Origin of the sequence: Nocardia sp. NPDC101769 (assembly GCF_044766925.1) — a bacterium.
Taxonomy (GTDB): Bacteria; Actinomycetota; Actinomycetes; order Mycobacteriales; family Mycobacteriaceae; genus Nocardia.
Window position 1 is genome coordinate 104,157 of record NZ_JBIWMX010000018.1, and the last position, 26,571, is coordinate 130,727.

The window sequence follows — 26,571 nt, forward strand, 5'->3', positions numbered from 1 at the left end:
ACGGGTGCGGCTCCGACGGGCGCGCCGGAGGTTTTACGGTCACGAAATCGTTTCCTTCATCTTGTAACACAAGCGAATTCGTTTCAGGTGCAGTATCACAAACTATGGCGATTGTTCGAGCGGCGCTGGTGCAGACGAGCTGGACCGGCGACAAAGAGTCAATGATCAAAGCGCACGAGGACTACGCGCGGCAGGCGGCTGCGGCGGGGGCGAAGGTGATCTGCTTCCAGGAGCTGTTCTACGGGCCGTACTTCTGCCAGGTCCAGGACACCAAGTTCTACGACTACGCCGAATCGGTGCCGGGTCCCACCGTGGAGCGGTTCGCGGCGCTGGCCCGCGAGCTCGGCCTGGTGATGGTGCTGCCCGTCTACGAGCAGGAGCAGCCGGGGTTGCTGTTCAACACGGCGGCGGTCGTCGACGCCGACGGGACCTACCTCGGTAAGTACCGCAAACACCACATTCCGCAGGTCAACGGGTTCTGGGAGAAGTTCTACTTCCGGCCCGGCAATCTGGGCTGGCCGGTCTTCGAGACCGCCGTCGGCAGAATCGGGGTCTACATCTGCTACGACCGGCACTTCCCCGAGGGCTGGCGGGCGCTGGGCCTGGCCGGGGCGGAGATCGTGTTCAACCCCTCCGCCACCTCGCGCGGACTGTCGAGCTATCTGTGGAAGCTGGAGCAGCCCGCCTCGGCGGTGGCCAACGAGTACTTCATCGGGGCCATCAACCGGGTGGGCATCGAGGAGTACGGCGACGACGACTTCTACGGCACCAGCTACTTCGTCGACCCCGAGGGGCAGTTCGTAGGTGAGGTCGCCTCCGACACCGCCCCCGAGCTGGTGGTTCGCGACCTGGACATGGAACTGATCAAAGTGGTGCGCGACCGCTGGGCCTTCTACCGGGACCGGCGTCCGGATGCCTACGGAAAGCTGGTGGAGCCGTGAGCACGACCTTCATCCACGGCGGAATCGTGTTGTCCGCCACCGGATCCCAGCCCCTCGACGTCCTCATCGACGGCGAGACCATCGCCGCGGTGGTGCAGCCGGGATCCACCGCGCTCGGCGCCGACCCGGCCGCCACCGCCGGCACCGTTATCGACGCCACCGGCAAGTACGTGATCCCCGGCGGCGTCGACGGCCACACCCACATGCAGCTGCCCTTCGGCGGCACCGAGGCGTCGGACACCTTCGAGACCGGCACCCGCGCCGCCGCGTGGGGCGGCACCACCACCATCGTCGACTTCGCGGTGCAGAAGCCGGGCGAGCGGGTCCAGGACAGCCTGGCGCTGTGGCACGAGAAGGCGGCCGGAAGGTGCGCGGTCGACTACGGGTTCCACCAGATCGTCGGCTCGGTGGACGCCGAATCCCTCAAGGGCATGAGCGAATTGGTGTCCGAGGGCGTCACCAGCTTCAAGCTGTTCATGGCCTACCCGGGCGTCTTCTACTCCGACGACGGCCAGATCCTGCGCGCCATGCAGACCGCGGGCGATCTCGGCGCCCTGCTCATGATGCACGCCGAGAACGGGATCGCCATCGATGTGCTTGTGGAACAGGCGCTTTCGCGGGGCGAGACCGCGCCGTACTACCACGGCGTCACGCGCCCGTGGCAGATGGAGGAGGAGGCCACCCACCGCGCGATCATGCTGGCGCAGTTGACGGGCGCCCCGCTCTACGTCGTCCACGTCTCCGCGAAGCAGGCCCTGGAGCAGATCGCGGAGGCAAGGGGCAAGGGGCAGAACGTCTTCGGTGAGACGTGCCCGCAGTACCTGTACCTCTCGCTCGAGGAGAACCTGGGCGCACCGGGTTTCGAGGGCGCGAAATGGGTGTGCTCGACACCGCTGCGGGCCCGCGCCGAAGGCCATCAGGACGAGCTGTGGCGCTACATCCGCACCGGCGACGTCACCACCGTGGCCACCGACCACTGCCCCTTCTGCATGAAGGACCAGAAGGAACTCGGCCTCGGCGATTTCAGCAAGATTCCCAACGGGATCGGTGGCGTGGAGCACCGCATGGACCTGATGTTCCAGGGCGTCAAGGACGGCCGCATCTCGCTCGAGAAATGGGTGGAGGTGTGCTGCACCGCCCCGGCCCGCATGTTCGGGCTCTATCCGCACAAGGGGGTCATCAGCCCCGGCGCGGACGCGGACGTGGTGATCTACGACCCCGACGGGCACACCAGCATCGGCCTGGGCAAGACCCACCACATGAACATGGACCATTCGGCCTACGAGGGCTTCGAGATCGACGGTCATGTGGACACCGTGCTCTCGCGCGGCCGGGTCATCGTCGACGCCGGGCAGTACCTGGGCAGCGCCGGCCACGGCCGGTACGTCAAACGCGGCCTGTCCCAGAACCTCATCTGACGAACCCGAGCTACGAGGGGAGAGTGCCGCATGGACATCGGTGTGGTGCTGCAGTGCACGCCGCCCGCGTCCCGGGTGGTGGAACTGGCGAGAATCGCGGAGACACACGGCTTCTCGCACGTGTGGACCTTCGACTCGCACCTACTGTGGCAGGAGCCCTACGTCATCTACAGTCAGATCCTCGCCGCGACCCGCAAGGTCATGGTGGGCCCGATGGTGACCAATCCGTCCACCCGCGACTGGACCGTCACCGCCTCCATCTTCGCCACCCTCAACGACATGTTCGGCAACCGCACCATCTGCGGAATCGGCCGCGGTGATTCGGCGGTCCGCACCCTGGGCGGGCGGCCCGCCACGCTGGCGACCCTGCGTGAATCCATCGCCGTGATCAGAGAATTGGGCAACGGCCGTAGTGCGCACATCGGCGACACCACCGTCCGCTTCCCGTGGGCGCAGGCGTCCCGGCTGCCGGTGTGGGTTGCCGGATACGGTCCGCGTGCCCTGGATCTCACCGGCGAGGTGGCCGACGGGTTCATTCTGCAGCTCGCCGACCCGGACATCACCGCCTGGACCATCGCCCGCGTCCGGGCCGCCGCCGAACGCGCGGGCCGCGACCCGCGGGAGGTGGCCATCTGCGTGGCCGCACCCGCCTACATCACCGACGGCACCGTCGGATCGCTGAAACACGCACGGGAGCAATGCCGTTGGTTCGGCGGCATGGTCGGCAATCACGTCGCGGACATTGTCGCCCGCTACGGTTCCGACTCCGAGGTGCCCAAGGCGCTGACCGACTACATCGCCGGGCGGCGCGGCTACGACTACAACGAGCACGGCCGGGCGGGAAACGTGCACGCCGAGTTCGTTCCCGACGACATCGTGGACCGCTTCTGTATTCTCGGCACCCCGGACGAGCACCTCACCCGGCTGCGTGAGCTCGAGGCCATCGGCGTCGATCAGTTCGCGGTCTACCTGCAGCACGACGCCAAGACCTCCACCCTCGAGGCCTACGGCGAATCCGTGCTGCCGCGCCTGGCGCATCCGATCGAGGCGACGGTGACCGGATCGTGAGCGCGACGACGACCGATCCACCGTCCCGGGCCAGTACCGAGCCGCCCGAATTCTCGTTCGCCCGCACCGCTCTCGCAGGCCGGCGCGGGTGGCGGCTGCTGTATCCGATCGTGGCCTTCGCGCTGCTCATCGGGATCTGGGAGCTGGTGAAGGCGCTGGTTCCGGCCAATGGCGTGAGCATCGGGAACCAGCGCATCCTGCCCCGTACCTCCGACGGCGCGCTGCCGCATTCCTGGGCGGTGCTGACCGTAATGGGAGAGCGGGACGGGAAGACCACCGTCGGCGCGACCCTGCTGCGCACGGCGGGCTTCACGCTCGAACTCGCGCTGCTGGCGCTGGCCCTGGGCGCGGTGGTCGGTGTCGTGCTGGCGGTGCTCATGCAGCGGTTCTCGTGGGTCGAGCGCGGGCTGTTGCCGTATGTGATCGTCTCGCAGACCGTGCCGCTGATCGCGCTGGCCCCGCTGGTGGCGGGGTGGGGCGGCAAGATCGTCATCGCGGGCCGGCCGTGGCAGCCGTGGATGAGCATCGTGGTGATCGCGTCCTACCTGGTGTTCTTCCCCGTTGCCATCGGCACGCTGCGCGGATTGCAGTCTCCGGCACGGGCTTCGGTGGAGCTGCTGCACAGCTGTGCGGCGGGCTGGTGGGCCACCCTGATACATCTGCGGTTGCCCGCGGCCGTGCCGCACATCCTGCCCGCTCTGCGGCTCGGCGCCGCCGCCGCGGTGATCGGCTGTGTGGTGGCCGAGATCTCGACCGGCACCGCGGGCGGGATCGGCCGCCAGATCATCGTCTTCTCCCAGCAGTCGACCGGCGATGCGGCGCGGTTGTACGCCGCGGTGATCGCGGCGGCGCTGCTCGGTGTGGTGCTCACCGGACTGGTCTCGCTCGCCGAGGTGCTGCTGCGTCGCTATGCCCGGCCCGGCCACACCGCGGGATCGGCCCGGTGACCATCGCTCTGCCCGTTCGTTCGTTCGGAGGTACCCCGTGACCGTCGAGACATCCGCGGCCGCACCGGAACCGGCGGTGGCCGCGGCCATGCCCGCCGTCGAGTTGCGCGGCGTCGGCAAGATATTCGCCGCCGGCGCGGTGACCGCGCTCGAGGACGTGAGCCTGCGCGTCGCGGCGGGTGAATTCGTCTCTCTGATCGGCCCGTCCGGGTGCGGCAAGTCGACACTGCTGCGCATCGTGGCCGACCTGGAGCAGCCGAGCTCGGGAACCGTTGTGGTGCACGGGAAGACCGCCAGACAGGCCCGGCTCGATCAGGAGTACGGCATCGCCTTCCAGCAGGCCGGACTGCTGGATTGGCGGACGGTGCAGGAGAACATCGAACTGCCGCTGCAGCTGCACGGGGTGCGCAAGGCCGAAAGGCGCACCCGCAGTGCCGAATTGCTCGAGATCACCGGCCTGTCCGAATTCGCGCGGCGCTTCCCGGCGGAACTGTCCGGCGGCATGCAGCAGCGCGTCGCCATCGCTCGCGCGCTCGCCCGCAAACCGCCGCTGCTGCTCATGGACGAGCCGTTCGGCGCACTCGACGAGATGACGCGCGAGCGCATGCAGGGCGAACTGCTACGCATCGCCGAAGAGACCGGCGCCGCAGTGGTTTTCGTGACGCACTCGATCCCGGAGGCGGTCTTCCTCTCCGACCGCGTGGTGGTCATGACCCCGCGCCCCGGGCGCATCACCGAGGTACTGTCCACCGGCGGCCGGGACCGCCACAGCGATGACGAGGTCCGGTCCAGCGAGGAATTCTTCACCGCTGTGGCCGCGGTCCGCGCCGCCCTGCATGAGGGGCACGGCGGCGCAGGCACGCCGAAAAGCGCCGCCGGACGGGACATGCGATGACCCGCGTGCTCCGATCCTGGTTGCCGCCAGTGCTTTTCGGCGTCGCCCTGCTGGTGCTGTGGCAGGTGCTGACCGCCGCGGCGGGCGTCCCGTCGTTCCTGCTGCCCGCGCCCAGCGCCATCGGACAGGCATTCGCCGACAATCACCACGCCATCCTGGAGGCCGCCCTGGCGACCGGGAAGAACGCGCTGGCCGGCCTGCTCGCCGGTGCGGTGCTCGGCGTGGCCGCCGCCACGCTGGCGGTGCGCTTCCGGGTGGTCGACGGGGTGCTGGGCGCGCTGGCGGCCGGCGCGGCGGCGGTGCCCATCGTGGCGCTTGCCCCGCTGCTGAACTCCATGTTCTCCACCACCACCGATCTGCCGCGCCGGCTGGTGGCCACCATCGTGGTGTTCTTCCCCGTCTTCGTCAGCACCACACGGGGGTTGCGCCAGGTCCCGCGGGTGCACGAGGACCTCATGACCGCCTACGCCGCCACCGGCTGGCAGATCACCCGCACCGTGCGCCTGCCCGCCGCGCTGCCCTACCTGTTCACCGGCCTGCGTATCGCGGCGCCCGGTGCGGTGATCGCGGCGATCATCGCCGAATACTTCGGCGGTCTCCAGCACGGTCTGGGCAGCCGCATCACCTCCGCGGCGGCCAATACCGCCTATCCGCGGGCCTGGGCCTACGTGGTCGCCGCCATGATCCTCGGCCTGGTGTTCCTGGCCGCCGTGCTGCTGCTCGAACAGCTCACCCGCAGACCCCGCACCATCCCTGGGAGATCGAAATGAGAAGTGCCACCCGCAGATTCCGCATCCGGGCCGTGCTGGCCGCCGCCACCCTCACGGTGGCGGCACTGTCCGGATGCAGCACCACCGACAATTCCTCGACCACCGCCGACGGGCTCACCAAGGTCAAGCTGCAACTGCAATGGTTCAAGCAGGGCCAGTTCGCGGGCTACCTGGCCGCACAGTCCCAGGGCTACTACAAGGAGCAGGGCCTCGACGTCCAGATCCTCGACGGCGGCACCGATATCGTGCCCCAGACCGTCCTGGCCCAGGGGCAGGCCGACTACGCCATCGCCTGGGTGCCCAAGGCCCTCGCCTCCCGGGAGGCCGGTGCGGGCATCACCGATGTCGCCCAGATCTTCCAGCGCTCCGGCACCAAACAGGTGTCGTTCAAGAGCGCGGGCATCAACGGCCCCGCCGACCTGAAGGGCAAGAAGGTCGGAAACTGGGGCTACGGCAACGAATTCGAACTCTTCGCCGGCATGACCAAGGCGGGGCTGGACCCCGCCAAGGACGTCACCCTGGTCCAGCAGCAGTTCGATATGAACGCCTTCCTCGCCCACGACATCGACGCCGCCCAGGCCATGTCCTACAACGAGTACGCGCAACTGCTCGAGGTGAAGAACCCCGCCACCGGAAAGCTGTACACGGCAGACGATTTCGCCACCATCGACTGGAACGATCAGGGTGTAGCCATGCTCCAGGACGCCATCTGGGCCAATACCGACAAGCTGAAGGACTCCAAGTACGCCGATCAGACGGTGAAGTTCATCGCCGCCTCGTTGAAGGGCTGGGCCTTCTGCCGCGACAATGTGGACAAGTGCCGCGATCTGACCGTGGCCGCCGGGTCCACCCTCGGCGCGAGTCATCAGCAGTGGCAGATCACCGAGGTGAACAAGCTGATCTGGCCGTCTCCGAGCGGAATCGGGATGATCGACCAGGCGGCGTGGGACCGCACCGTCTCGATCGCGAAGAACACCCGCAACCAGGAGGGCAAGACCGTCCTCACCAAGGACCCCGACGCCGCCGCGTACAGCGTCGAGTACGTCACGAAGGCCCTGGACCAGTTGAAGTCCCAGGGCGTCGATGTCACCGGGAACTCCTACGTCGCACAGCCGGTCACCCTCACGGAGGGCGGAAAGTAGCGCTTTCCGGCCATTTTGTGACGTAAGTCACAATTTTATCAAACCGATATAAACCCTGGTGGAACACGTTCTACCGTGTAGCTCTCGTCGGGTCCGGGAAAAGTTTCCCCGGGAAACGGCTTCCCATGGAATGTGAACCGTGCATGATTCACATGCCCGACATGTCATTCGAAAGATGAGGAGTACCACGTGTCCGGATCTGCTTCGGATTTCCTGGCTACGGTTCTGATCAAGACCATCCAGGGTCTGTTCAGCGGCAGTGCCGGTGGCACCACGCCGACCGCCTGAACCGCGGTAGCACGACGGCCCATCGAATCGCGCGGGATTCGATGGGCCGTCTGCGTTCGCGGGGCTCAGCGCAGCAGGTCCGGAATGAGCACGCGGGTGTCGGGCACGAACGGCCACGCCGGGTTCTCCAGATGCGACCGCAGCTCCTCATCGGTCCACCACCAGCCGTCGGCGATCTCCTCCGGCTGATGCCGGATCGGCCCGTCGTAGCGCAGCTCGTAGGCGAACAGATGGCAGCGCATCGGCCGCCCCGCCCACTCGCCGTTCCAGGACGCGCTCGCCAGCGGCAGCGGCCGATCGTCGTGCGGGCCAAGCTCGATGCCCAGTTCCTCGCCCAGCTCCCGCACCGCAGCCGCGGCCGGATCCTCACCCGGATCCAGCACCCCGCCCGCCAGGCAGTCGTGCATGCCGGCGAAAACGGCCTTGGTATCGGTCCGCTTGTGCACGTATACCTTCGACCCGTCGCGCGAGCGCACCAGCACGCCCGCACTGGCGTGCCACAGGCCCTCCGCGTACACCACCGCGCGCTCCTGCGCGCCGATCTCACGACCGGCGGCGTCGTACACCGCGATCATCTCCGGCATGGACCGGGCTCTCCTTCCTGCCGCGCCGCGGGACCCGGCGCCCTGCTGTGCACAGTAGCGATGCCGCGCGGCCGCCCGGATCCCGGCGTAGCCTCAGGGGCGCAACCGTTTTCGTCAGGGAGGACGAGATCATGCCGCTGCCGCGGGTGCTCGCGAGGATCAATCGGCGGGTCAGCAACCCGGTCCTGGGGGTCGGGGCCCGGGTGACGCCGTACTTCGGGATCGTGATCCACCGCGGCCGAAGGTCCGGGCGTGTCTACCGGTCCCCGGTCATGGTCTTCGAGCGTGACGGCGGCTACCGCATCGCCCTGACCTACGGGCGGGACGTCGACTGGCTGAAGAACATTCGCGCCGCGGGGACCTTCGAGTTCGAGACCCGCGGGCACACGGTGACCCTCACCGATCCGGTGCTCGGCCACGACGCCTCCGCCTCGTGGGCCCCGCCGCTGGTGCGTCAGGTGCTGGTGGGTCTGAACGCCGAGGACTACGTCCAGGCCCGGCGCGCCGACTGACGCCCGGCGGGCGGATCGGCATGTGTGAGTCGGAGGATCAGCGCACGGTGAGCCGGATGATCACACAGCCCTGCTGCCAGCTCTGGTAGGCATCGGCCAGATTGGGATTGCCGGCCACGTCGACGCCCATGCCGTTGAACTTGGCCCACTGCTCGTTGTCGCGGGCGATGACTTCCGACAGCCGTACCACCGATTCGGCATCGGTGACCACCTCGGCGTCAGCGGTGTGCCTGGGCCCGCCGAAGGACACCTCGATGGGCGCACCCTTGCGGATATTGCTCACCCACGGACGCTTGGCGGTGCCGACCAGGATGTCGCCCTCGTGGCGGGTGTAGGCGACGGGCACGTCATAGTGCCTGCCCGATTTGCGGCCCACCACGTGGAGCACGCACAGCCGCTTGCTCACCCGGGTGGACAGCACCGGCACCCGCAGCAGGCCGCGAATGAGGGTATTGAGCAGGTTCTGATAGGACCGGATCGGCTCCGGGCCGGTGGTGGTCGGGGTCCCGTAGGGATTGGTCTCGGGGGTTTGCTCGGTCATGCCGGCCTCCTTCGCTGAAACGCGTTGTGCGGCAGTCACACTGGCATCGAGTATAGATCGCGTGGCGCCGTGTCCGGAATTTGCTGGAAAGAAGCTGTAGATTCCCGAGTGTTCGCAGCATCACCCCGCCGGCGAGGAGTGCGCGTTGACCGATGTGATGAATCGCCCAGCTCGACCGTACGGTGCCGGACGGCACGCCAAGGCCGAGGAACGCCCGCCCATGGCGTGGTGGACCGTCGCGGCGGTCGCGGTGCCGGCAGCGGTGGTGCTGCTGCTGTCGGCGCGCCGGTACGGGTATTTCGGGGACGAGCTGTACTTCCTGGCCGCGGGCCGGCGGCCGGCGTTCGGGTACGCCGATCAGGGCCCGGTGCTGCCGCTGCTGGCGCGGCTGATGGACACCCTCGCGCCCGGATCGTTCTTTGTGCTGCGGCTGCCGTCGGTCGCGCTGACGGTGACCGCGATCGTGCTGTGTGCCGTGCTCGCCCGCGAATTCGACGGCGGCCGGTGGGCGCAGCTGCTCGCCGCGATCGGGTACGCCGGCTCGCCGTTCCTGCTGTTGCAGGGAACCATGCTCACCACCAATGCCGTCGACACCGCGCTGTGGGTGATTCTCACGTGGCTGGTGGTGCGCTGGGTGCGGACCCGCGACGACCGGCTGCTGCTGGCCGCCGCCCTGGTCACCGCGGTGGACATGCAGGTGAAGTGGCTGATCCCGTTCTTCTGGATCGCGGTCGCGGCGAGCAGCCTGGCGTGCGGGCCGCGCGAGCTGGTGCGGCGGCCGTTGCTGTGGGCGGGCGGGGCGATCGTGGTGGCCGCGACGGTGCCCGAGCTGATCTGGCAGGCACGTCACTCCTGGCCGCAGCTGAAGATGGGCGGGGTGATCGGATCCGAGCAGGGGATCCTGGGCGGGCGGTTGCTGTTCGTGCCGATGTCGGTGAGCCTGGCGGGATATCTGGGCGCCCTGCTGCTGCTGTGCGGACTGTGGGTGCTGCTGCGCTGGGATGTGCTGCGGCCCTACCGTTTTCTGGGTGTCACCCTGCTGCTGTTGTACGCGGCGTTCCTGATTGCGGGCGGGCGGATCTACTACGCGGCGGGCATGTACGCGGTGCTGATCGCGGCGGGCGCGGTCGGCGTGGTCGGCACGGCCGAGCGGATCGGACCGGTGTGGCGGCGGGCGGTCACCGCGGGCGTGACCGTGTTGGCGCTGGGCACAACGGTTTTCACGCTCTACTCGACCCCGTGGCGGCCCGCCGATCAGGTGCATTCGCCCGGTGGCGACGCCGAGGCCGCTATCAAAATCGGCGTGTACGGCTCCTTCGGCTGGCACGAACTCACCGACGAGGTGACCCGCGCTTACCAGGCGCTCACTCCGGACGAGCGCGCGCACGCGGTCATCGTCACCGACACCTACTGGCAGGCCGGCGCTCTCGACGAACTCGGCCGCGACCAGCTACCGCCGCTGTACAGCCCCAGCCGCGGCTTCGGCTACTTCGGCGCCCCGCCCGACGACGCCACCGCGGTGCTGGCCGTCGGCAGCTCCGAGGCGGCGCTGCGCAGCCAGTTCGAGCACGTCGAACCCGTCGGCAAGGTGGACACCCGGCTGGGCTTCACGGGCAATACCCGAGACGTCACCATCTGGAAGTGCTCGGGCCCGAAGCAGCCGTGGTCACAGGTGTGGCCGAACTGGATGCACCTGTAGCGGTGCGCAGCGGGACGACCGTGGGCGCGGGTCCCTCGCCGAGCCGGAAGCGCTCCACCGCGGCCGCCGATTCCGGTAGCGGCGCGGTCAATTCGTCGCGCAGCGGGCCGCGGCACGCGCCGAAGTCATCGACGGTACGCGCGGACCTTGCGCCCGGCGGTCCGGCTCGGTGCGTGAACGAATCCGCCGGTCCGAGCGGAACCACCTGGACGAGCGGAGGGAGCCGGTGAATCATGAAGGCCCGCGTCGCGGGCCGGACCTGGGCGCGGATTACGGTGCGAAGCAGGCGGTTTCGAGCCGCCGGGCGATGCGGGCTGCCGACAGCGTCATGGCGTCGGCCGGGCGGTGCGGATCCAGGCCCGTCAGTTCCTGCACCCGGGCCAGCCGGTAGGTGACGGTATTGCGGTGGATGGTGAGCAGCCGGGCGGTGGCCAGCTGATTGAAGCCGGTGTCCACGAAGACCTCCAGGGTCTCCGCCAGCAGCGGCTGGGCATCCAGCGGTGCCAGCACGGCCGCCAGCCCCGCGCGGGCGGAACCGCCTGCGGCGACGGTGTATTCGAACAGCAGGTCCGGGCGGCGGCAGACCGGCTGCGGGCGGTCCAGGCAGCGGCCGAGCTCGGCCAGGACACGGGCCTCGGCGAAGACCTCGGGGACCTCCGCGTGCGATGCGGCGGTGGCGACGCCCACCCAGAACAGTGCGGGCGGTCCCATCCGGGACGGCGGCGCCTCCGGCTGGGCTGCGGGCAGGCCGGGACCGGGCAGCCGGCCGGTCAGCGCGGCAAGTGTGGCGGTTCCGTCGTCGCCGGGTTGCAGCGGCAGCAGCGCGGTCCAGCCGCCGCTGTCCAACCGCAGGAACACACCCGGAACGGCCTCGATGCGATGCCGCAGCGCGCTGGTGTCGGCGCTGCGGGTCGTGCCCAGCCGGAACGCCGCGACCAGGAACGCGTCCGGCACCGTGATGGCCGGTTCGAGGGCCCACTCGATCGGGTCGCGGCCGGTGAGCAGCGCGTCGGCGATGGCGCGGCGGCGTTCCAGCAGCTCCCAGCGCGGGTCGTGCGCGCGCTGCATGCAGGCGGTGGCGATGCGGGTGGTGAGCAGGGTGACGTACCGCAGCAGCGACACCGCGGCGTCATTGAGCAGTTCCCGTTCCGGCTCGGTGGCCGTGTCCTTCAGGCGAGACCACAGGTATTCCGCACCCATGCTGTAGCGGCCCAGCACGTCCTCGAGGGATTCGCCGTCGCGGACCCGGCTCAGCGCGATCTGCACGACCTCCTGGGTGTCCTCCGGCGAGGGCGCGCGGCCGGAGCGCACGAACTCGAAGAACAGGTCCACGTTCAGCGTGACGCCGCGGGCGAAACCGCCGGCCACCAGGGGTTCGGGCAGGGTGCGGTAGGGCGGCATCGAGGCCGGCACCTCCGCGCGCGCCACGACCGCGCGCCGGTACAGCTCCTCGAGCGCTCGGTCCCGCAATCGCGCCTGCATCACTCTCCTACTACCCGTACAGCGACTCGATACTAGCGGCGTAGGTGGTAGCTATTGGTTTGCGTCCGAGTTTCCCGGCGGCCGTGAGGTGATTACTGCCAGGAGCCCACACCTCGGGGAGCACCGCGAACTTCTTGATCTGCGGTGTTGAACTCACGACCTACCTCTGGATCGAACATCGACGGGGCGGCCACGCCCCCGGGCTGTTCCAGCAGACCGCACAACGGTCCGGGCAGACCAGTGGTGATGGCGAAGATCTGCGATGGCGGATTTGTGCACAGTGACAACGATGCTTGGAGATCGGGACGCAACAACTGATTTCGCAAGATGTGGGTAACTCCGGGGGGTACGTCCAGAATTCGACCACAGCTCGACCGCCGGCACGCGTGCCGGACGTGCTCTCTGCGGTGCGCTGAAGTCTCGGGGAGGCGGTATTGATCTTGTTACACAGGCTCATTCGCGTCCGTCCCCGGATGCCCGCGACGTATCGTGTTAGCACGAGCAGGACCGCCGGACCCCGACCGGGCCGTCCGATCGGGTAGGCGTGCGCAGCCACGAGGAGCGAGCGGTGATCACCCCTACCATCAACGGAGTACAGGACTACATCGACGCCGAGGAAGTCGAATACGTCGACATCCGATTCTGCGACGTCCCCGGCATCCAACAGCATTTCTCGATCCCGGCGAGCATGTTCGGCGCGGATCTGGTCGAGAACGGCATCGCCTTCGACGGTTCGTCGGTGCGCGGCTTCCAGGCCATCCACGAGTCCGACATGCTGCTCCTGCCGGATCTGCGCACCGCGCAACTGGATTCGTTCCGCGCCGCCAAGACCCTCAATATCAGCTGCTTCGTCCACGACCCGCACACCCGTGCCGCCTACAGCCGCGATCCCCGCAACGTGGCCCGCAAGGCCGAGGAATACCTGCGCTCCACCGGTATTGCCGACACCGCCTATTTCGGTCCCGAGGCCGAGTTCTACATCTTCGATTCGGTGCGCTACGACACCGCCATGAACGGGGCCTTCTACGAGGTGGATTCGTCGTCGGCCGACTGGAACACCGGCCGGCGGACGAACCCCGACGGCACCCTCAACCGCGGCTACAAGGTCCGGCCCAAGGGGGGCTATTTCCCGGTCGCCCCCTATGACGCCGACGTGGACCTGCGTGACCGCATGTGCACCCATCTGCAGCGCGCCGGATTCGAACTGGAGAAGGGGCATCACGAGGTCGGCACCGCCGGACAGGCGGAGATCAACTACAAGTTCAACACCCTGCTCGCCGCCGCGGACGATCTGATGCTCTACAAGTACATCGTCAAGAACACCGCCTGGGAGTCCGGCAAGACCGTCACCTTCATGCCCAAACCGCTGTTCGGCGACAACGGATCCGGCATGCACGTGCACCAATCCCTGTGGAGGGACGGCTCGCCGCTGTTCTACGACGAAGCCGGCTACGCGGGCCTGTCCGATCTGGCCCGCCACTACATCGGCGGCCTGCTGCACCACGCGCCGTCCCTGCTGGCCTTCACCAACCCGACGGTGAACTCCTACAAGCGCCTGGTGCCCGGATTCGAGGCGCCCGTGAATCTGGTCTACAGCCAGCGCAATCGCTCCGCCGCTGTGCGCATTCCGGTGACCGGCACCAGTGCCAGCGCCAAGCGTCTCGAATTCCGCTGCCCCGACTCCTCCGGCAACCCGTACCTGTCCTTCGCCGCCATGATGATGGCCGGGCTCGACGGCATCACGAACAAGATCGAGCCCGCCCTGCCGGTCGACAAGGACCTCTACGAGCTCACCCCGGAGGAGAGCGCCGAGGTCACCCAGACCCCCGGCAGCCTCGAGCAGGTCATCGACCGGCTCGAGGCCGACCACGACTACCTCACGCAGGGCGGGGTTTTCACCGACGACCTGATCGACACCTGGATCCGCCTCAAGCGCGACTCCGAGATCGCCGAGATCAACGTCCGCCCCCACCCGTACGAGTTCGAGCTCTACTTCGACGTGTAAACCCGACCTGCACGAACACGACTGATTCCCGGGTTCGGTACGCAGTAGTCGGAAAACGAAGCCGCGGTGGCCATCAGTGAATGATGGCCACCGCCGGTAAGGTTGCAAGCCCGCAAACAACCCCTGCCCGTCATGTTCAGGAGGGTTCGGGTTGTGGGTGCGGGGCGGCGGGGGCGACGAGGTAGTGGCGGCCGGGGATTGTCTGGGGCCGGTACCGTACGGCGGGGTCGCAGACGATGGGACGGTCACCTGGGCAGGCGATGAGGGTGATGGGGCTCGATTTCGGGGTCTGCATGAATCTCTCCGTGGGCAGGTTATTCGCCGAGGTGGGTGATGGGGCCGAATTGGCGCTCGTAGTTGCTCATGCTGTCGTTGAGGGTTTGCATGAGCCGGAAGATCAGCGCGGGTGGGAACTTCACGCGGGAGGTGACCTGCACCGGTTGTCGCATCATGGGTTGACCGGCCGGGGTGACAGCGCCCGGCTCGGTGGGCAGGTAGACAAGGCAATCGAGGGTGAAGTCGGTGCGGTTGTACCAGCAGGTGAACCCGTTGGCGTACACCCCGGCACTGACGGCCTCCGGCACGATGACCTCGACGTGGACATCGGATTCGTCCGCGGGCGGCGGAACTGGGCCGCTCACCGCGAACCTCCTCGGTGGCAAGGCCGGCGGACCGGCCACACCAGGTGCCCAGTGTGGCCGGCCGCCAGAACTTTGGTCACTGCGTCATCCTCGCCGGGTCAGCGGCCGTGTTGGAGGCGGGCTTGCTGGCGGATCTGTTGGAGCTGTATCTCCCACTGACCGGCGCGGTCCTGTGCCCGGTTGGCCTGGTCCTCGGCCTGCTGCGCCAATTGGCTGGCCTGGTCGGCCTGGTCTTGGGCGGTGCTGGCCCGTTGCTGGGATTGATTGGCCTCGCCCTGGGCCTGCTGGGCCTGGCTTTGAGCCCGGTCGGCCTCGCTCTGGGCTTGCTGGGCCTGGTTGGTGGCCAGGATCGCCTGCTGGCGGGCCTGCTGTGCCTGCTGGTTGGCCTGGCTGGCGTCCTGCTGCGCGTGCTGGGCCTGATGCTGCACTTGCCGTGCCTGCGCCTGTGCCTGGCGTGCGAGACCCGAGGCCTGCATCGCGTACTGGCGGGCGTTCTGTGCCTCTTGCCGGGCTTCGTCCATTCGCAGCCGCAGCAATTCCACTTCCGCCTGCACGTCGATGTCCCCGCGTCGGGCTTCCGCCGTCGCCATACCGCTGGATTCCTGTGCCATGTTCGAGCTCCCTTTCAACGATGTGTGGATTGAGACACTGAGGTTGTCGCGGGAAGAACTCGTGTGACCGGTGCCATTCTGCCCAATGCATCACCGGGAGGCAGTAACTTTTTGGCAACCAGTAGGCAAAGCCGACGAAACAAACCGGGCTCGAAGAGATAGGGGGACCAGCGGGAAAAGCAATAGGCAATGGCAGCCACCCGCAGGGGGCGCGACAGTGTGTCGAACGACCGACCCGGCACCGCGGGTCTATCGAGGCTCTTTCTTGTGAGGTGAGAATAAGTGTTGCGGCACAACAACATTCACGATCCAGGCGCGGTTTCCAGCAACTGGCCGAGCATCTCCCTGCGCCCGCAAGGAGACGCCGAACCACGGCGGAGGAGACACCCGGGGAGGCAGTGGACAGCACGGGGGTGCGGGTCGAGGCGATAGCCGATCCGATACGCAGCGAGTACGCAGCGGATTCAGCAACCGCCCCGATCCGCCAAACATGACCAACCGGCAATCCGCAGGTGGGTGCGGTATTCCAACGCTCCCATCCGCTGCAGAACCCCAGCTGGCAGTTCGGGCGCTACCTCGATGTGTAGAGACCGGCGAGGGCTGGCGGGAGCGGGCTCTCGTGCAGGACACCGAGGCGCTGGGTGGCGCGGGTCAGCGCGACGTACAGCTCGGCCGCGCCGCGCGGGCCGTCGGCGAAGATGTGCTCGGGCTCCACCACCAGGACCGCGTCGAATTCGAGGCCCTTGGTCTCGGACGCGGGGACCGTGCCCGGCATGCCGGGCGGGCCGATCACGATGCTGGTGCCCTCGCGGCCCGCCTCGTCGCGGACGAATTCCTCGATGGCCGAAAGCATCTCGTCGCGGGCGAGCTGTCGCGCCCACGGCTGCACGCCGCAGGAGCGCACCGACTCCGGCGGCGTCACCTCGGGCGCGAAACCGGCCAGAACGGCGGCGGCCACGGCCATGATCTCCGCCGGGGTGCGGTAGTTCACCGTGAGCGAGCGGTAGGCCCAGCGGCCGGGGACGTACGGTTCCAGCATGGCGTCCCAGGAGGTCGTGCCCGCCGCGGACCGGCGCTGTGCGAGATCGCCCACCACGGTGAAGGAATGGCTCGGGCAGCGGCGCATGAGTACCCGCCAGTCCATCGCCGACAGCTCCTGCGCCTCGTCGACCACGATGTGCCGGTAGGTCCAATCCCGGTCCGCGGCAGCACGTTCGGCGAGTTCACGGGAGTCGCGTTCCAGGAAACGCTCGGCCAGGTCCTCGCCGTAGAGCAGGTCGGTGGCGAACAGGTGATCCTCGTCGTCCATGTGGTCGGCGCGGCCGACCAGCAGGTCGAGCACGCCTTCGGCGTACGCGGCCTGGGCCTTCCGTTCCCGTTCGGCTGCCGCCTCCTCGGCGGAGGTGTCACGGCCCAGCAGATCGACCAGTTCGTCGAGCAGCGGGACATCGGACACCGTCCACGCCTCACCGTCCTCGCGCCACAGCGCCTCGTCGGCGCCCGCCGCGCGCAGCCGATCGGTGGACGAAAGCAGGTCCGCCAGCAGCGTTTCCGGTGTCAGCGTGGGCCACAGCTCGTCCATCAGCGCCGTGAATCCCTCGTGCTCGGCGAGTTCTGTGCGCAGATCGGTGCGCATGTTCTCCCAGGCCTCGCGGTCGTCGCGGGTCAGCCAGCCCTCGCCGATCCGCTTGATGGCGCGCTCGGTGAGCGCCCAGGTGAGCACCTCGAGGAAGGTCGCGCGAGCCTGGTTGTGCGGCAACCCGCTACCGCGCGCCTCCTCCCGCGCCCAGCCGGCGATATCCGCGCCGATCCGCACCGTCACATCCGACAGTTCGATCGACACCGGGTCCTGCGGAATCCGCTGACAGTCGGCGATCGCGGCCTTCAATACGTCGAGGATCTGCAGGGAACCCTTGAGCCGCACCGCTTCCGGTCCGTCCTCGGCCGTGATGTTCAGCCCGGGCATGAGATCGCCGGTGGTGGTGAACACCACGTTCGTCTCGCCCAGCGACGGCAGCACCCGCCCGATGTGCCTGAGGAAGGCCGTGTTCGGGCCCACCACCAGCACGCCGTTGCGTTCCATCTGCGCACGCTGCGTGTACAGCAGATACGCGACCCGGTGCAGCGCCACCACGGTCTTGCCAGTGCCCGGCCCGCCTTCGATCACCAGCACGCCCGGGTGATCGAGCCGGATGATCCGGTCCTGCTCGGCCTGAATGGTTGCCACAATGTCCCGCATGCCCTCGCCGCGCGGCGCGTTGACCGCCGCCAGCAGGGCCGCGTCACCGCGCTCGCCGTCACCGGGATGGCCGAACACCTCGTCGGTGAAATCGGCCACCAGCCGCCCGCGCGTGTGGAATTGACGACGACGCCGCATGTTCTCCGGGCTCGCCGCGGTCGCGATATAGAACGCCTGCGACGCCGGCGCGCGCCAATCCAGCAGCAGCGGTTCGAATTCGTTCGCCTCGTCGAAGATCCCGAGGCGCCCGATATACGAGGGCTCGCCGGTCACACTGTCCAGCCGCCCGAAACACAGTCCGCTGTCGGCCACCTCGAGACGCTTGACCTCCTTGCCCAGCGCTCGCACCTCGGCATCCCGCTCCACCAGGGTGGCGCCGCGCGAGCGCAGCGTCTCGCCGTAGCGCCCCTTCACCCGGGCCCGCTCGGCGTCCAGCCGCGCGTACAGCCCTGTCACATACTGCTGCTCCGCGAGCAGTTCCTTCTCGTACCCCTGATCCGACACCAGCACCACACCTTCCCGCCTAGCCGATCCCCGCTGCCCGCCCGCGCGCCCATTCGCGCAGTTTGCAGCCCTCGGCCAGCGATTGTGCGCCAATACCGGGGCCTTGCCGCAAGTCCCCCACGGTGTTATATGGTCGAAGGGGAAAGGACGACGATCCTTTCCATTCCTTCCTCTTTCTCCTTCCAGGTTCCCTACGCGGCGTCCGGGCGTTGTCCGCCCGAGGCCAGGGTCAGGATGTCCTTGTTGCCGTCGGCCCACTGGGCGGTCATCACCATCGAATCCACCTTCCACTCGTCCCCGACCAGGTGCAGTCCGATGCGGTAGGTGCCGCCCAGCGTCCACCGTGGTGAACCGAAACGATTGGCCAGGAGGTGGACCGCCTGGAAGACCGCGGTCAGTTCCGCGCGGTCGCCATCCACGGTGACCAGGTGATTGCCGAGCAGATGCTGGGTGGCATCGAAGCTGCCGATCAGCTTCTCCCAGTCGGCGCGGATCTGCGCCGGCGTGACGGTCGCGGGCTCGCCGCCCCAGATGCTCGAGTAATCGAGGGTGACTTCGTCGGCGAAGACACCGGGGAAGGCGTCCCAGTCGCGAATGTCGATGAACCAGAACAGGCGGGTGGCGGCGTCGATGATGTCGGCACGCTGCTGAGCGGTGGCGGTCATGGCAGATCTCCTACTGTGCAATCGAATCGGTGGTGACGGGGAGCAGATCGCGGCCGGCGAGCACGCCGCGGGCCACGCTCATGGCGGAGAGAACACGTGGAAAACCCGTGTAGGGGAGGGCCTGCAGGATCGCCTCGACGATCTCGCCCGGCGCCACACCGGCATTCAGCGCGGAACCGAGGTGCGCCTCCAGCTGCGGACGGGTGTCCCCGAGCGCGATGAGCGCACCCAGGATCACCAGCTCGCGCCGCCCGGCATCCAGGCCCGGCCTGGAATGAATGTCGCCATAGGCGAATTCGACGGCGAACCGGTGCAGATCCGGGGCGATATCGGCCAGCTCGTCATAGACCCGCCCGCGCGCCCCTCCGCTCCCACCGAGTTCGGTTTGACGGGCCGCTCCCCGCCGGAATCTCTCGTTCACGAGACCGAGCGTGCTCGCCGCGGCCGGACGTAGCCAGTGCACGCCGTGCCTCGTACTCCCGGGGCCACCCATCGCCGCCCTGTGCCAGACTGCGGGCATGGCAGTGCGCGCGGACCTGGCGGAGTTCCTGAAGTCTCGGCGGGCGCGGGTCGATCCGCGCGAGTCGGGCCTGCCGGCGTCCGGCCTGCGCCGGGTGCCCGGTCTGCGCCGCTCCGAACTCGCGCATCTCGCGGGCATCAGCGCCGAGTACTACCAGCGCCTCGAACAGCGCCGCGCCGCCAACCCGTCGACCGAGGTGCTCGACTGCCTGGCCTCCGCGCTGCGGCTCGACTCCGTCGAGACCGAGCACCTGCACGCCCTGGCCCGCCCACCCCGCGCTACCGAAACCGCCGCTCCCGCACCGCGTCCCGAACTGCTGCGCATGCTCGACCTGATCGACAAGGCGCCCGCACTGGTCATCACCGACCTGTTCGACGTGCTCGCCGCGAACCCGCTGGCGCACTATGTGTTCGGCCCCATGGCCGACGAGAACATGGCCCGCGCACTGTTCTCCGACCCCGTCGCCCGGGACTTCTACCGCGACTGGGACGATGTCGCCGCCGCGACCGTCGCCCAGCTGCGCCGCGTCGCGGGCCTCTACCCGGCCGATCCCGCCACCATCGCCCTCGTCGACGAACTCTCCACCGGCAGTACGGAATTCGCCGCCCTCTGGCGCTCGGGCGATGTCGAGCGCCGCACCCACGGCGACAAACTCGTCCGCCACCCCCAATCCGGCGACCTCAGCTTCTCCTACGAGAACCTCGAACTCCCCGGCGACCCCCGCCAGCGCATCGTCACCTTCACCCCCGACCCCGGCACCGCCCTCCCCGTCCTCTGATCAACCGGGTCGGGTCCGCCGATCCGCGCGGGACCACCCACTGCCGGCGCAGGGCCGGGAAGGCCTCGGCGATGAGGTCGAAATACTTGTCGTAGTGCAGCACGGTGGCGTCGTCGTGCACCGCGGTCGCCGCGATCAGCACATCGGTGGCCTGGGCCGACCGTGGCCCGTGGGCCCACAGCTGCCGCCGGATGGTACGGACCAGTCGGTCGATCACGGGGTCCATGGGGAGGAAATGGAAGACCTCTGTATAGATCCCGATGATGCGATCCAGATCCTCGGAATTGCGGGCGCTGCAGCACGCTTCCTCGAGGGTCACGGCATTCGAGCACAGCACCCCGACGTCGGCGTTGAGACGGTCGAATGCCGCGCGGACCTGCGGGCAGCATTGGATTCGCGACGCCGCGCTGTGATCGGCCAGATTCAGAGCGCGGTTCGTGCCGAGGCCCGTCATCGCGGATGCGCGGGATCGGTCCCGTCGGTCGGTTCGGTGTCGGTCAGGAACGGCGCCGCATCGGCGAACCAGGCAATGGCGTCATGCTGCCGGCGCTGACGGACCAGCAGTCGCAGGGCGGTGCGGACGGTCTCGGTGTCGCCGCCGGTCACCTCGCGGGCCTGTTCCATGTGGTCGTCCGGAATATCTGATCAGCGTCTTCGTCATCGCCACCTCCCGGGATTTACGCATCGTGTCGACATATATCCTCGCCGCGCCGCCACCGCGCCGATGAGTGAATCCCGAAGCCTCGACGCGCCGAGCGTGGTTGCGGGGCGCGTTGGCGTGTTGTCGTTAGATTGGGGTCCGGACGGATCGGCCGCGACGCGAGAGTGGCCCGCAGGGAGGCGGGTTCGCGACGGGGCGCGGGAATATCGTTGTGACACAACGTGCCACGCGAGCGACAACGCGTGGTCATGTGGGGTGGAGTCGAACTATGACCTTGACCTCACTGGCCACGGACTGTGGTGGCGCGGTCATACGATCCGGGGCTGACATATGCGGGAAGGCGAGTAGGCCATGGATCGAAATGCGTTCGTCGAGGTGATGAACGAGGCGAGCGGCATGCTGGACAGCGGCCGGGCCGACGAGGCGCTGGCCCGTTTGTCGGCGTTCGACGACGGGCTCGACGCGACGCCCGATCCCAAGGAGTACGGCTGGATCGTGTCCTACCGCTTCCGATCGGCCTTCGCCGCGGGCGATTACGCGCAGGCCCTGCACCTGGCCGAACACGGCCCGGCCCGCTACCCGGCCGACATCCCGCCCGCCACGCTGGCCACCATGTACTCCATGGCCGTCGAGGCCGCCACCCAGCAGGGCCGGCCCGACAGCGCCGTCGTCATGGCCGACCGCTGCATCGACCTGCGGCGCGCCCACGGCGAGCACGCCGAGGTGCTGATGGCCGCCATGACCGCGTGCACGCTGCTCGGCGATATCGAAAGACACGATCTGGCCAGCAGATACGCGCAGCTGCTGATCACCGAGGGCGTCGGCCACGACGACTACCGCGGCTACGGCTACTACGGCCTGTGCGCCGCCATCGAGCAGGGCGTCGGCGGCCATCTCGTCGACACCTTGCGCGCCGGGCGCGAATGGCTGGAAAGTCAGGACAACGAATTTGCCCGGGTGGCACTGGAATACCTGCAAACCGCGCCCAGCCTGCAGGAACCTCTCGCTGTCAACCTGGATCTGGACGACCCGCTGGGCAACGGCGTGCCGCTGTCGGATCCGGTTGCCCCCGATGCCATGCAGACCCAGTTCCTGCGTGTCGGCGACGGCGTACCGCAGGCGGTCTCCGGCCCGTCCCAGCCGCCGGCCGCGCAGCTCGCCGGCGGCGAGACCGCCGACGCCCTGATGGACGCCAACCGGCCCGGCATCGCCGCGGCCGCCTATCGGGCGCTCATCGACGATGCCCTCTCGAGTGGCCGTCCCGATCCGCTCATCATGGGAAAGTCCACGCTGGGCCTGCTCACCGCGCTCATCTTCGACAACCGGGTCGGCGAGGCGCACTCGGTGTGGATCGACGAGCAGGGGCCGACCTACCTGGGCGTCTGGTCGCTCGAGAACGGCCAGACCTCGGTCCACGACGCCATCGCCTACAACCTGGTCGCGGCCTTCCTGCACTCGCTGAGCACCGGCGACCCCAATGCCGCCAACCACGCCGTGGACAGCCTCATGATGCGAAACGTGGAGTGGGCCTACGAGAACGACCAGCAGGCCGTCCCCGCCATGATCAATACCTGGCGGCGTCACCTCTACGAGATCCACGGTGGTGAGCCGGCCCCCGAATACCGCTGGCAGCTCACCCAGGCCGAACAGCGCTGGGGCGCGCCCGTTCCCGAGGGCGGCCTGTACTGGATGCGTCCCTACCGCTGGGTCGTCGACTGGGTCTGATGTGCCGGTGAGCGGTGGCCCGGTCGCCGCCGCCTAGGCTGAACCCATGGCAGCGACCGAAATCTGGCACAACCCGAAGTGCTCCAAGAGCCGTACCGCCAAGGCGGTGCTCGACGACACCGGCACCGACTATGTCGAGCGCCGCTATCTCGACAACCCGCCCTCGGCCACCGAGATCCGCGCCGCCCTGACCAAACTCGGCCTCGAACCGTGGGACATCACCCGCACCGCCGAACCCGAGGCCAAGGAGCTGGGCGTCTCGGCGTGGGGCCGGACCCCCGCCGACCGTGACGGCTGGATCGAGGCCCTGGCCGCGCATCCGCGACTGATCCAGCGCCCCATCGTCTTCACCGCCGACGGCCGCGCCTACCTGGCCCGCGACGAGGAAACCCTCGACGAACTCCGCTGAGCCTCAGGCCAGCGCGAAAACCGGGAAACCCGGGGCGATGTCGGCCAATTCCGCGTCGGTGGCGTGCTTGGTGACGCCCTCGAAGAAGCGGCCGACCTCCCAGCCCCAGCGGTCGAGGTAGGCACGCAGCACCGGGATCTTGTCGACGTCGGGGAGTTCGGTGGCGGTGAAGGTCTGGACCTTGCGGCCCAGGCGCAGTTCGCCGGATCCCGCGACGCGCAGGTTGCGGACCCACTGGGTGTGCCCGCGCGGGGCGACCAGGTAGCGGGCGCCGTCGTCGGTGGTGAGGACATTGACCAGGGTGGTGCGCCACTCGCCGGATTTGCGGCCGCGCACGGCCAGCAGCCGGGAGCCGGCGATGCTGATGCCGAGTTTGGGCAGCAGGTTGAAGAAGCGGTTCATGTAGGGGTCCAGGCCCTTCGGGCCGACGTAGCGGGTGGCGGCGGTGTGGGCGTCCATCGGGCACATCCTTCGATTGTGAGAGTGGTGCTCTCTGATGTGATCAGTGTGCGCGCATGACCCTTGGGTTGACAAGAGCAGTGCTCTCGAAACTTGTCGGCGATCCGATTCGTGGCACACTGTCGGAATGAGCGTGCCCAGTACCGCCCGAGCCCGCGCCCGCGCCGAGATCACCCGCGAGATCACCGACGCCGCGCGCCGCCAGCTCGCCGAATCCGGCGCACCCGCGCTCTCACTGCGGGCCATCGCCCGTGAGCTGGGCATGGTGTCCTCGGCGCTGTACCGGTATTTCCCCAGTCGCGACGAGCTGCTGACCACGCTGATCATCGAGGCCTACAACGCCCTCGGCGATGCCGTCGAGCACGCGATCGCGACCGAGACCGCGCCCCGTGCCCAGTGGCGGGCCCTGTCGAATGCCGTGCGGGACTGGGCGATCGCGCACCCACACGAGTACGCGCTGGTGTACGGATCACCGGTGCCGGGCTATCGCGCCCCGCAGACCACCGTCGCACCCGCGTCGCGCGGACCCCTCGCCGCCCTCGGCATCGTGCACCGGGCCTGGCAGTCCGGCACCCTGGCCACGCCCGCGGAAACCCTCACCCCCGAGCTCGAGACCCAATCCGCGTTGATCGCTGCCTTCCTCGACTCCGGCATGCCCGCCGCTGCGGTGGCGCGTGCCATGGTGGGCCTGACCCAGCTCTTCGGCGCGGTCACCTTCGAACTGTTCGGGCAGCTGGACAATACGATGGACCCGGCCGGGCCGTTCTTCGCCTATTCGGTCGAGACCATGGCCGACGTCATCGGGCTCACCGAGTAGCGCTCGAACCTCGGTGCGCTACAGCGGAAACGGTGGCGCGCCGATCCCGGCGATACGCAGATTCCCCCACGGGTCCCGCTCCTGGAGCACGCCGGGCGCGGGCGCACCGCCCGGCACGGTGAGGAACACCTGCCCGCGGCCGGGATCGGGTAGTTCGCTCCCGTCGACCGCGGAAATCCGCCCGTGCCAGTGGAATTGGCCGTCGATCGGATCGAGATGCCCGGTCAATGCCACGCGCACCGCCACCTCCGCGCCGGGCGCGTCCAGCAATGCGGACCCCGAATAGTCCGGCGCCGCTTCGGGTTCGGTGAATCCGGCGTGCGGGTCGGCCGGTGCGGGGGAGTCGCGCCGCGCCCGCCGGAATCTCACAGCAGCCCTCGCCGCCGCCAGAGACGCTTGCCGATCGGCCCCATCAGCCCCTGCGTGTCCAGGAACGCACCGAGATTCGCGGCGCCGAGCCCGAGCGCCCGCCTCGAATGCGGGTTGGCACGGGCCAGCCTGCGGGCCGCCCGCCCCTTCTCGATGCCCGCGCGGGCGTACATGTGCCAGTTGGTGATCAGGTAGACGAACAGGGGAGCGGCGACCGCGACACACAGTCGCGTGTACTGCAATTCGGCCTTCGACATGGTCGGCACCCGGTCTGCCAGGGCCGCGCGCGCGAACCCGATGTGCCGTGCCTCCTCGGTGACGTGAATCCGCATGGCCCGCGCCACGAGTGGCTGCAGCTGTGGATCGTCGAGGGTGCGGCGCTGCAGCGCGTCGAAGATTTCCTCGCCCACCAGCGCGCCCACCCACACCATCGAGCCCCGCAGGAACAGCTGCAGGGCGCTGATCGTCCAGCGCTCGAACCGGTTGGGCCAGTACGGCCGCGTCCCGATCCGCTCGATGAGCTTGCCGAACATCATCATGTGCCGGCATTCGTCGCCCATCTCGGTGAGTGTGTAGTGCGCGTGCCGGGAGGTCGGATCGCCTGCCATGAGCTCGCGTAGCAGCAGCCGGTTGAGCAGGTTCTCGAACCAGATGCCGACCGACAGCACATTGGCCAGCTCCTCGCGGGAGAGCTCGCGGCGCCGGGCGGGCGTCATGGCCTCCCACAGCGGGGTGCCGTAGAGGGAGACGAGCTCGGGTGGCAGGAAGAGTTTGTCCGGGTCCAGCGGGGCGTCCCAGTCCATGTCGACCACGGGGTCGTAGGACTTCTTGGCCGATCCGGTCAGCAAGCGCTGAGCTAAGGACTCACGCCCGGACAGTGTGGCGGCCGTGGGGGCGGAGACGGCGTTGTCGCCCATGACAGCTCCCGATTTGTTACTGATACTGGCTGTTACACTCAGATTAGTGCTACATACTGTCTCGGTCAACGGTGAGGTGAGTATCGTGAGGCCCGTGACCGGCACCCGACGCAGACCCGTGCAGCCCTCCCTTCGGGACCGAGAGCGTGCGGCCGACGGTCGCAGCACCCGCTGGAACGGTCACAAGGCCCAGCGCCGTGCCGACATGCTCGATGCCGCGCTGGCTGTCATCGAGGAGAACGGCACCGAGATCTCGGTCCAGCAGATCGCGGACCGGCTGCAGGTCCCGCGCCCGGTCGTCTACCGGCACTTCGACGGCCGCGCCGACCTCGACGGCGCCATCCGCCGCCACATCCTGGAATCCCTGACCGCCGAACTGCTGCCCCGCCTGCACCCCGACGGCACCGTCCGCGACCTGGTGCGCGGCGCGGTCGGCAGCTATGTCGGCTGGGTCGAACGCCACCCGGAACTGCACCGCTTCCTGGCCGCCGGCGACCCGCACGGCGAGGCCTCGACCGCCCTGGCCGGCGCCCGCGACCGCATCGGCGGCCGGCTCGCCGACCTGTTCGCCGACGCCCTCGAGCGTTTCGGCATCGACCGGAATCGCGCCCGCCCCATGGCCTTCGGCACCGTCGGCTTCGTCGACGGCGTGGTCAACAGCTGGCGCGCCGCCCCCACCCTGTCCTCCGAGCAAGTCGAGGGCATCCTCACCGAATCGGTTCTGGCGCTGCTCGAGGGCAATGCCCGCAGCCTGGACGTCCCGCTCACCCGCGACACCGTGGTGAGCGAACTGCTGTCCCGCACGGAGGCCGCGCGGGTGGTGTAACCAGCACGACCGAAGGAGAAAGTCATGCGGTTTCGTTCTGCCGCATCCGGTTTCGTCCTTGCCGCCGCCGAGTCAGGGTCCGTCACCGTCACCTCCGCCTCGCGGGTCGACGCGACCGGCTCGGGTGGCATCCGACCG

At 68.5% G+C, this 26,571-nt stretch carries 29 protein-coding genes; 15 read left to right on the top strand and 14 right to left on the bottom strand.

Annotated features, from left to right (window positions below; translation table 11 throughout):
* The first annotated feature begins 104 nt into the window (after positions 1-104).
* From ACIRRA_RS26310 to ACIRRA_RS26340, 7 genes are read left to right on the top strand one after another with little or no spacing between them, the layout of a single operon-like run.
* Positions 105-941, top strand: coding sequence for a nitrilase-related carbon-nitrogen hydrolase (locus ACIRRA_RS26310; RefSeq protein WP_402773126.1), 837 nt, complete (start codon positions 105-107; stop codon positions 939-941).
* Complete coding sequence (hydA, locus tag ACIRRA_RS26315; protein ID WP_402773129.1) at positions 938-2,359, top strand: dihydropyrimidinase; 1,422 nt, start codon at positions 938-940, stop codon at positions 2,357-2,359. Before ACIRRA_RS26310 ends, hydA begins: the two co-directional genes overlap by 4 nt.
* A gap of 30 nt (positions 2,360-2,389) precedes the next feature.
* Positions 2,390-3,427: a TIGR03842 family LLM class F420-dependent oxidoreductase gene (locus ACIRRA_RS26320; RefSeq protein ID WP_402773132.1), complete on the top strand. Its 1,038-nt coding sequence runs from the start codon at positions 2,390-2,392 to the stop codon at positions 3,425-3,427.
* The gene (locus ACIRRA_RS26325; protein ID WP_402773135.1) at positions 3,424-4,374 is read left to right on the top strand and encodes an ABC transporter permease; all 951 of its coding nucleotides are present in this window, start codon (positions 3,424-3,426) and stop codon (positions 4,372-4,374) included. The genes ACIRRA_RS26320 and ACIRRA_RS26325 overlap by 4 nt, the downstream gene beginning before the upstream one ends.
* Positions 4,375-4,411: 37 nt before the next feature.
* Positions 4,412-5,269, top strand: coding sequence for an ABC transporter ATP-binding protein (locus tag ACIRRA_RS26330; RefSeq protein WP_402773138.1), 858 nt, complete (start codon positions 4,412-4,414; stop codon positions 5,267-5,269).
* Positions 5,266-6,039, top strand: a complete 774-nt coding sequence (locus tag ACIRRA_RS26335) for an ABC transporter permease (protein WP_402773141.1) — start codon at positions 5,266-5,268, stop codon at positions 6,037-6,039. Before ACIRRA_RS26330 ends, ACIRRA_RS26335 begins: the two co-directional genes overlap by 4 nt.
* On the top strand, positions 6,036-7,181 hold the full coding sequence (locus tag ACIRRA_RS26340) for an ABC transporter substrate-binding protein (RefSeq protein WP_402773143.1): 1,146 nt from the start codon (positions 6,036-6,038) through the stop codon (positions 7,179-7,181). The genes ACIRRA_RS26335 and ACIRRA_RS26340 overlap by 4 nt, the downstream gene beginning before the upstream one ends.
* Positions 7,182-7,534: 353 nt before the next feature.
* Here ACIRRA_RS26340 and ACIRRA_RS26345 read toward each other — a convergent pair whose 3' ends face one another.
* Positions 7,535-8,053, bottom strand: coding sequence for an NUDIX domain-containing protein (locus ACIRRA_RS26345; protein WP_402773145.1), 519 nt, complete (start codon positions 8,051-8,053; stop codon positions 7,535-7,537).
* Between the two features lie 131 nt (positions 8,054-8,184).
* Here ACIRRA_RS26345 and ACIRRA_RS26350 point away from each other — a divergent pair, with 131 nt between their 5' ends.
* Complete coding sequence (locus tag ACIRRA_RS26350; protein WP_402773147.1) at positions 8,185-8,565, top strand: nitroreductase family deazaflavin-dependent oxidoreductase; 381 nt, start codon at positions 8,185-8,187, stop codon at positions 8,563-8,565.
* A 37-nt stretch (positions 8,566-8,602) separates the two neighbouring features.
* On the opposite strand, the gene ACIRRA_RS26355 is transcribed toward ACIRRA_RS26350, so the two are convergent.
* Positions 8,603-9,106, bottom strand: a complete 504-nt coding sequence (locus ACIRRA_RS26355) for a nitroreductase/quinone reductase family protein (RefSeq protein WP_402773150.1) — start codon at positions 9,104-9,106, stop codon at positions 8,603-8,605.
* Positions 9,107-9,260: 154 nt separating this feature from the next.
* On the opposite strand from ACIRRA_RS26355, the gene ACIRRA_RS26360 reads away from it, so the two are divergent.
* The gene (locus ACIRRA_RS26360) at positions 9,261-10,805 is read left to right on the top strand and encodes a glycosyltransferase family 39 protein (protein WP_402773348.1); all 1,545 of its coding nucleotides are present in this window, start codon (positions 9,261-9,263) and stop codon (positions 10,803-10,805) included.
* A 270-nt stretch (positions 10,806-11,075) separates the two neighbouring features.
* Here ACIRRA_RS26360 and ACIRRA_RS26365 read toward each other — a convergent pair whose 3' ends face one another.
* Both ACIRRA_RS26365 and ACIRRA_RS26370 read right to left on the bottom strand, forming a co-directional pair.
* The gene (locus ACIRRA_RS26365) at positions 11,076-12,287 is read right to left on the bottom strand and encodes a PucR family transcriptional regulator (RefSeq protein WP_402773152.1); all 1,212 of its coding nucleotides are present in this window, start codon (positions 12,285-12,287) and stop codon (positions 11,076-11,078) included.
* Between the two features lie 10 nt (positions 12,288-12,297).
* Positions 12,298-12,444, bottom strand: coding sequence for a hypothetical protein (locus ACIRRA_RS26370; RefSeq protein ID WP_402773155.1), 147 nt, complete (start codon positions 12,442-12,444; stop codon positions 12,298-12,300).
* Between the two features lie 411 nt (positions 12,445-12,855).
* On the opposite strand from ACIRRA_RS26370, the gene glnA reads away from it, so the two are divergent.
* A complete protein-coding gene (gene glnA / locus ACIRRA_RS26375; RefSeq protein ID WP_402773158.1) occupies positions 12,856-14,292 on the top strand; it encodes a type I glutamate--ammonia ligase in 1,437 nt (478 codons plus the stop codon).
* 314 nt (positions 14,293-14,606) lie between these two features.
* Here the strand turns inward: glnA and ACIRRA_RS26380 are convergent, their stop codons facing one another.
* The 5 genes from ACIRRA_RS26380 to ACIRRA_RS26400 all read right to left on the bottom strand — a co-directional run bounded on the left by ACIRRA_RS26380 (position 14,607) and on the right by ACIRRA_RS26400 (position 19,373).
* On the bottom strand, positions 14,607-14,933 hold the full coding sequence (locus tag ACIRRA_RS26380; RefSeq protein ID WP_402773161.1) for a DUF3467 domain-containing protein: 327 nt from the start codon (positions 14,931-14,933) through the stop codon (positions 14,607-14,609).
* Positions 14,934-15,031: 98 nt separating this feature from the next.
* A complete protein-coding gene (locus tag ACIRRA_RS26385; protein WP_402773164.1) occupies positions 15,032-15,544 on the bottom strand; it encodes a hypothetical protein in 513 nt (170 codons plus the stop codon).
* Between the two features lie 571 nt (positions 15,545-16,115).
* Positions 16,116-18,287, bottom strand: a complete 2,172-nt coding sequence (gene helR, locus ACIRRA_RS26390) for an RNA polymerase recycling motor ATPase HelR (protein WP_402773167.1) — start codon at positions 18,285-18,287, stop codon at positions 16,116-16,118.
* Between the two features lie 191 nt (positions 18,288-18,478).
* Positions 18,479-18,952: a nuclear transport factor 2 family protein gene (locus tag ACIRRA_RS26395; RefSeq protein WP_402773170.1), complete on the bottom strand. Its 474-nt coding sequence runs from the start codon at positions 18,950-18,952 to the stop codon at positions 18,479-18,481.
* A 10-nt stretch (positions 18,953-18,962) separates the two neighbouring features.
* Positions 18,963-19,373, bottom strand: a complete 411-nt coding sequence (locus ACIRRA_RS26400) for a carboxymuconolactone decarboxylase family protein (RefSeq protein ID WP_402773172.1) — start codon at positions 19,371-19,373, stop codon at positions 18,963-18,965.
* Positions 19,374-19,470: 97 nt separating this feature from the next.
* Here ACIRRA_RS26400 and ACIRRA_RS26405 point away from each other — a divergent pair, with 97 nt between their 5' ends.
* Positions 19,471-20,250, top strand: a complete 780-nt coding sequence (locus ACIRRA_RS26405; RefSeq protein WP_402773175.1) for a helix-turn-helix domain-containing protein — start codon at positions 19,471-19,473, stop codon at positions 20,248-20,250.
* Here the strand turns inward: ACIRRA_RS26405 and ACIRRA_RS26410 are convergent.
* Positions 20,213-20,704 (bottom strand): PIN domain-containing protein, encoded by a 492-nt coding sequence (locus ACIRRA_RS26410; RefSeq protein WP_402773178.1) that lies wholly within the window; start codon positions 20,702-20,704, stop codon positions 20,213-20,215. The genes ACIRRA_RS26405 and ACIRRA_RS26410 overlap by 38 nt on opposite strands.
* The gene (locus ACIRRA_RS26415; RefSeq protein ID WP_402773181.1) at positions 20,701-20,874 is read right to left on the bottom strand and encodes a hypothetical protein; all 174 of its coding nucleotides are present in this window, start codon (positions 20,872-20,874) and stop codon (positions 20,701-20,703) included. The genes ACIRRA_RS26410 and ACIRRA_RS26415 overlap by 4 nt, the downstream gene beginning before the upstream one ends.
* Before the next feature lie 388 nt (positions 20,875-21,262).
* Between ACIRRA_RS26415 and ACIRRA_RS26420 the strand changes: the two genes are divergently transcribed.
* Together ACIRRA_RS26420 and ACIRRA_RS26425 are read left to right on the top strand one after the other, a co-directional pair.
* Positions 21,263-22,636 carry a hypothetical protein gene (locus ACIRRA_RS26420; RefSeq protein WP_402773183.1) on the top strand — a complete coding sequence of 458 codons (1,374 nt, stop codon included), beginning with the start codon at positions 21,263-21,265 and terminating at the stop codon, positions 22,634-22,636.
* 46 nt (positions 22,637-22,682) lie between these two features.
* Complete coding sequence (locus tag ACIRRA_RS26425) at positions 22,683-23,045, top strand: arsenate reductase family protein (RefSeq protein WP_402773186.1); 363 nt, start codon at positions 22,683-22,685, stop codon at positions 23,043-23,045.
* A gap of 3 nt (positions 23,046-23,048) precedes the next feature.
* On the opposite strand, the gene ACIRRA_RS26430 is transcribed toward ACIRRA_RS26425, so the two are convergent.
* Positions 23,049-23,504, bottom strand: a complete 456-nt coding sequence (locus ACIRRA_RS26430) for a nitroreductase family deazaflavin-dependent oxidoreductase (protein ID WP_402773189.1) — start codon at positions 23,502-23,504, stop codon at positions 23,049-23,051.
* A gap of 127 nt (positions 23,505-23,631) precedes the next feature.
* Here ACIRRA_RS26430 and ACIRRA_RS26435 point away from each other — a divergent pair, with 127 nt between their 5' ends.
* Positions 23,632-24,321, top strand: coding sequence for a TetR/AcrR family transcriptional regulator (locus ACIRRA_RS26435; protein WP_402773192.1), 690 nt, complete (start codon positions 23,632-23,634; stop codon positions 24,319-24,321).
* 18 nt (positions 24,322-24,339) lie between these two features.
* On the opposite strand, the gene ACIRRA_RS26440 is transcribed toward ACIRRA_RS26435, so the two are convergent.
* Complete coding sequence (locus tag ACIRRA_RS26440) at positions 24,340-24,690, bottom strand: DUF4873 domain-containing protein (protein ID WP_402773194.1); 351 nt, start codon at positions 24,688-24,690, stop codon at positions 24,340-24,342.
* Entirely contained in the window at positions 24,687-25,607 is a 921-nt protein-coding gene (locus ACIRRA_RS26445; RefSeq protein WP_402773197.1) for a diiron oxygenase, read from the bottom strand. The genes ACIRRA_RS26440 and ACIRRA_RS26445 overlap by 4 nt, the downstream gene beginning before the upstream one ends.
* Positions 25,608-25,701: 94 nt before the next feature.
* Between ACIRRA_RS26445 and ACIRRA_RS26450 the strand changes: the two genes are divergently transcribed.
* Positions 25,702-26,433, top strand: coding sequence for a TetR/AcrR family transcriptional regulator (locus tag ACIRRA_RS26450; RefSeq protein WP_402773199.1), 732 nt, complete (start codon positions 25,702-25,704; stop codon positions 26,431-26,433).
* Positions 26,434-26,571: the final 138 nt, after the last annotated feature.

What these genes read in the sequence shown, in the direction of transcription:
- ACIRRA_RS26420 (WP_402773183.1), top strand. Translation starts at nt 21,263, where the DNA reads ATGGATCGAAATGCGTTCGTCGAGGTGATGAACGAGGCGAGCGGCATG.
- ACIRRA_RS26410 (WP_402773178.1), bottom strand. Translation starts at nt 20,704, where the DNA reads ATGACGGGCCTCGGCACGAACCGCGCTCTGAATCTGGCCGATCACAGC.
- ACIRRA_RS26435 (WP_402773192.1), top strand. Translation starts at nt 23,632, where the DNA reads ATGAGCGTGCCCAGTACCGCCCGAGCCCGCGCCCGCGCCGAGATCACC.
- ACIRRA_RS26310 (WP_402773126.1), top strand. Translation starts at nt 105, where the DNA reads ATGGCGATTGTTCGAGCGGCGCTGGTGCAGACGAGCTGGACCGGCGAC.
- ACIRRA_RS26350 (WP_402773147.1), top strand. Translation starts at nt 8,185, where the DNA reads ATGCCGCTGCCGCGGGTGCTCGCGAGGATCAATCGGCGGGTCAGCAAC.
- ACIRRA_RS26445 (WP_402773197.1), bottom strand. Translation starts at nt 25,607, where the DNA reads ATGGGCGACAACGCCGTCTCCGCCCCCACGGCCGCCACACTGTCCGGG.
- ACIRRA_RS26340 (WP_402773143.1), top strand. Translation starts at nt 6,036, where the DNA reads ATGAGAAGTGCCACCCGCAGATTCCGCATCCGGGCCGTGCTGGCCGCC.
- ACIRRA_RS26415 (WP_402773181.1), bottom strand. Translation starts at nt 20,874, where the DNA reads ATGGAACAGGCCCGCGAGGTGACCGGCGGCGACACCGAGACCGTCCGC.
- ACIRRA_RS26345 (WP_402773145.1), bottom strand. Translation starts at nt 8,053, where the DNA reads ATGCCGGAGATGATCGCGGTGTACGACGCCGCCGGTCGTGAGATCGGC.
- ACIRRA_RS26320 (WP_402773132.1), top strand. Translation starts at nt 2,390, where the DNA reads ATGGACATCGGTGTGGTGCTGCAGTGCACGCCGCCCGCGTCCCGGGTG.
- ACIRRA_RS26425 (WP_402773186.1), top strand. Translation starts at nt 22,683, where the DNA reads ATGGCAGCGACCGAAATCTGGCACAACCCGAAGTGCTCCAAGAGCCGT.
- ACIRRA_RS26405 (WP_402773175.1), top strand. Translation starts at nt 19,471, where the DNA reads ATGGCAGTGCGCGCGGACCTGGCGGAGTTCCTGAAGTCTCGGCGGGCG.
- ACIRRA_RS26385 (WP_402773164.1), bottom strand. Translation starts at nt 15,544, where the DNA reads ATGGCACAGGAATCCAGCGGTATGGCGACGGCGGAAGCCCGACGCGGG.
- ACIRRA_RS26335 (WP_402773141.1), top strand. Translation starts at nt 5,266, where the DNA reads ATGACCCGCGTGCTCCGATCCTGGTTGCCGCCAGTGCTTTTCGGCGTC.
- ACIRRA_RS26365 (WP_402773152.1), bottom strand. Translation starts at nt 12,287, where the DNA reads ATGCAGGCGCGATTGCGGGACCGAGCGCTCGAGGAGCTGTACCGGCGC.
- ACIRRA_RS26430 (WP_402773189.1), bottom strand. Translation starts at nt 23,504, where the DNA reads ATGGACGCCCACACCGCCGCCACCCGCTACGTCGGCCCGAAGGGCCTG.
- ACIRRA_RS26395 (WP_402773170.1), bottom strand. Translation starts at nt 18,952, where the DNA reads ATGACCGCCACCGCTCAGCAGCGTGCCGACATCATCGACGCCGCCACC.
- ACIRRA_RS26355 (WP_402773150.1), bottom strand. Translation starts at nt 9,106, where the DNA reads ATGACCGAGCAAACCCCCGAGACCAATCCCTACGGGACCCCGACCACC.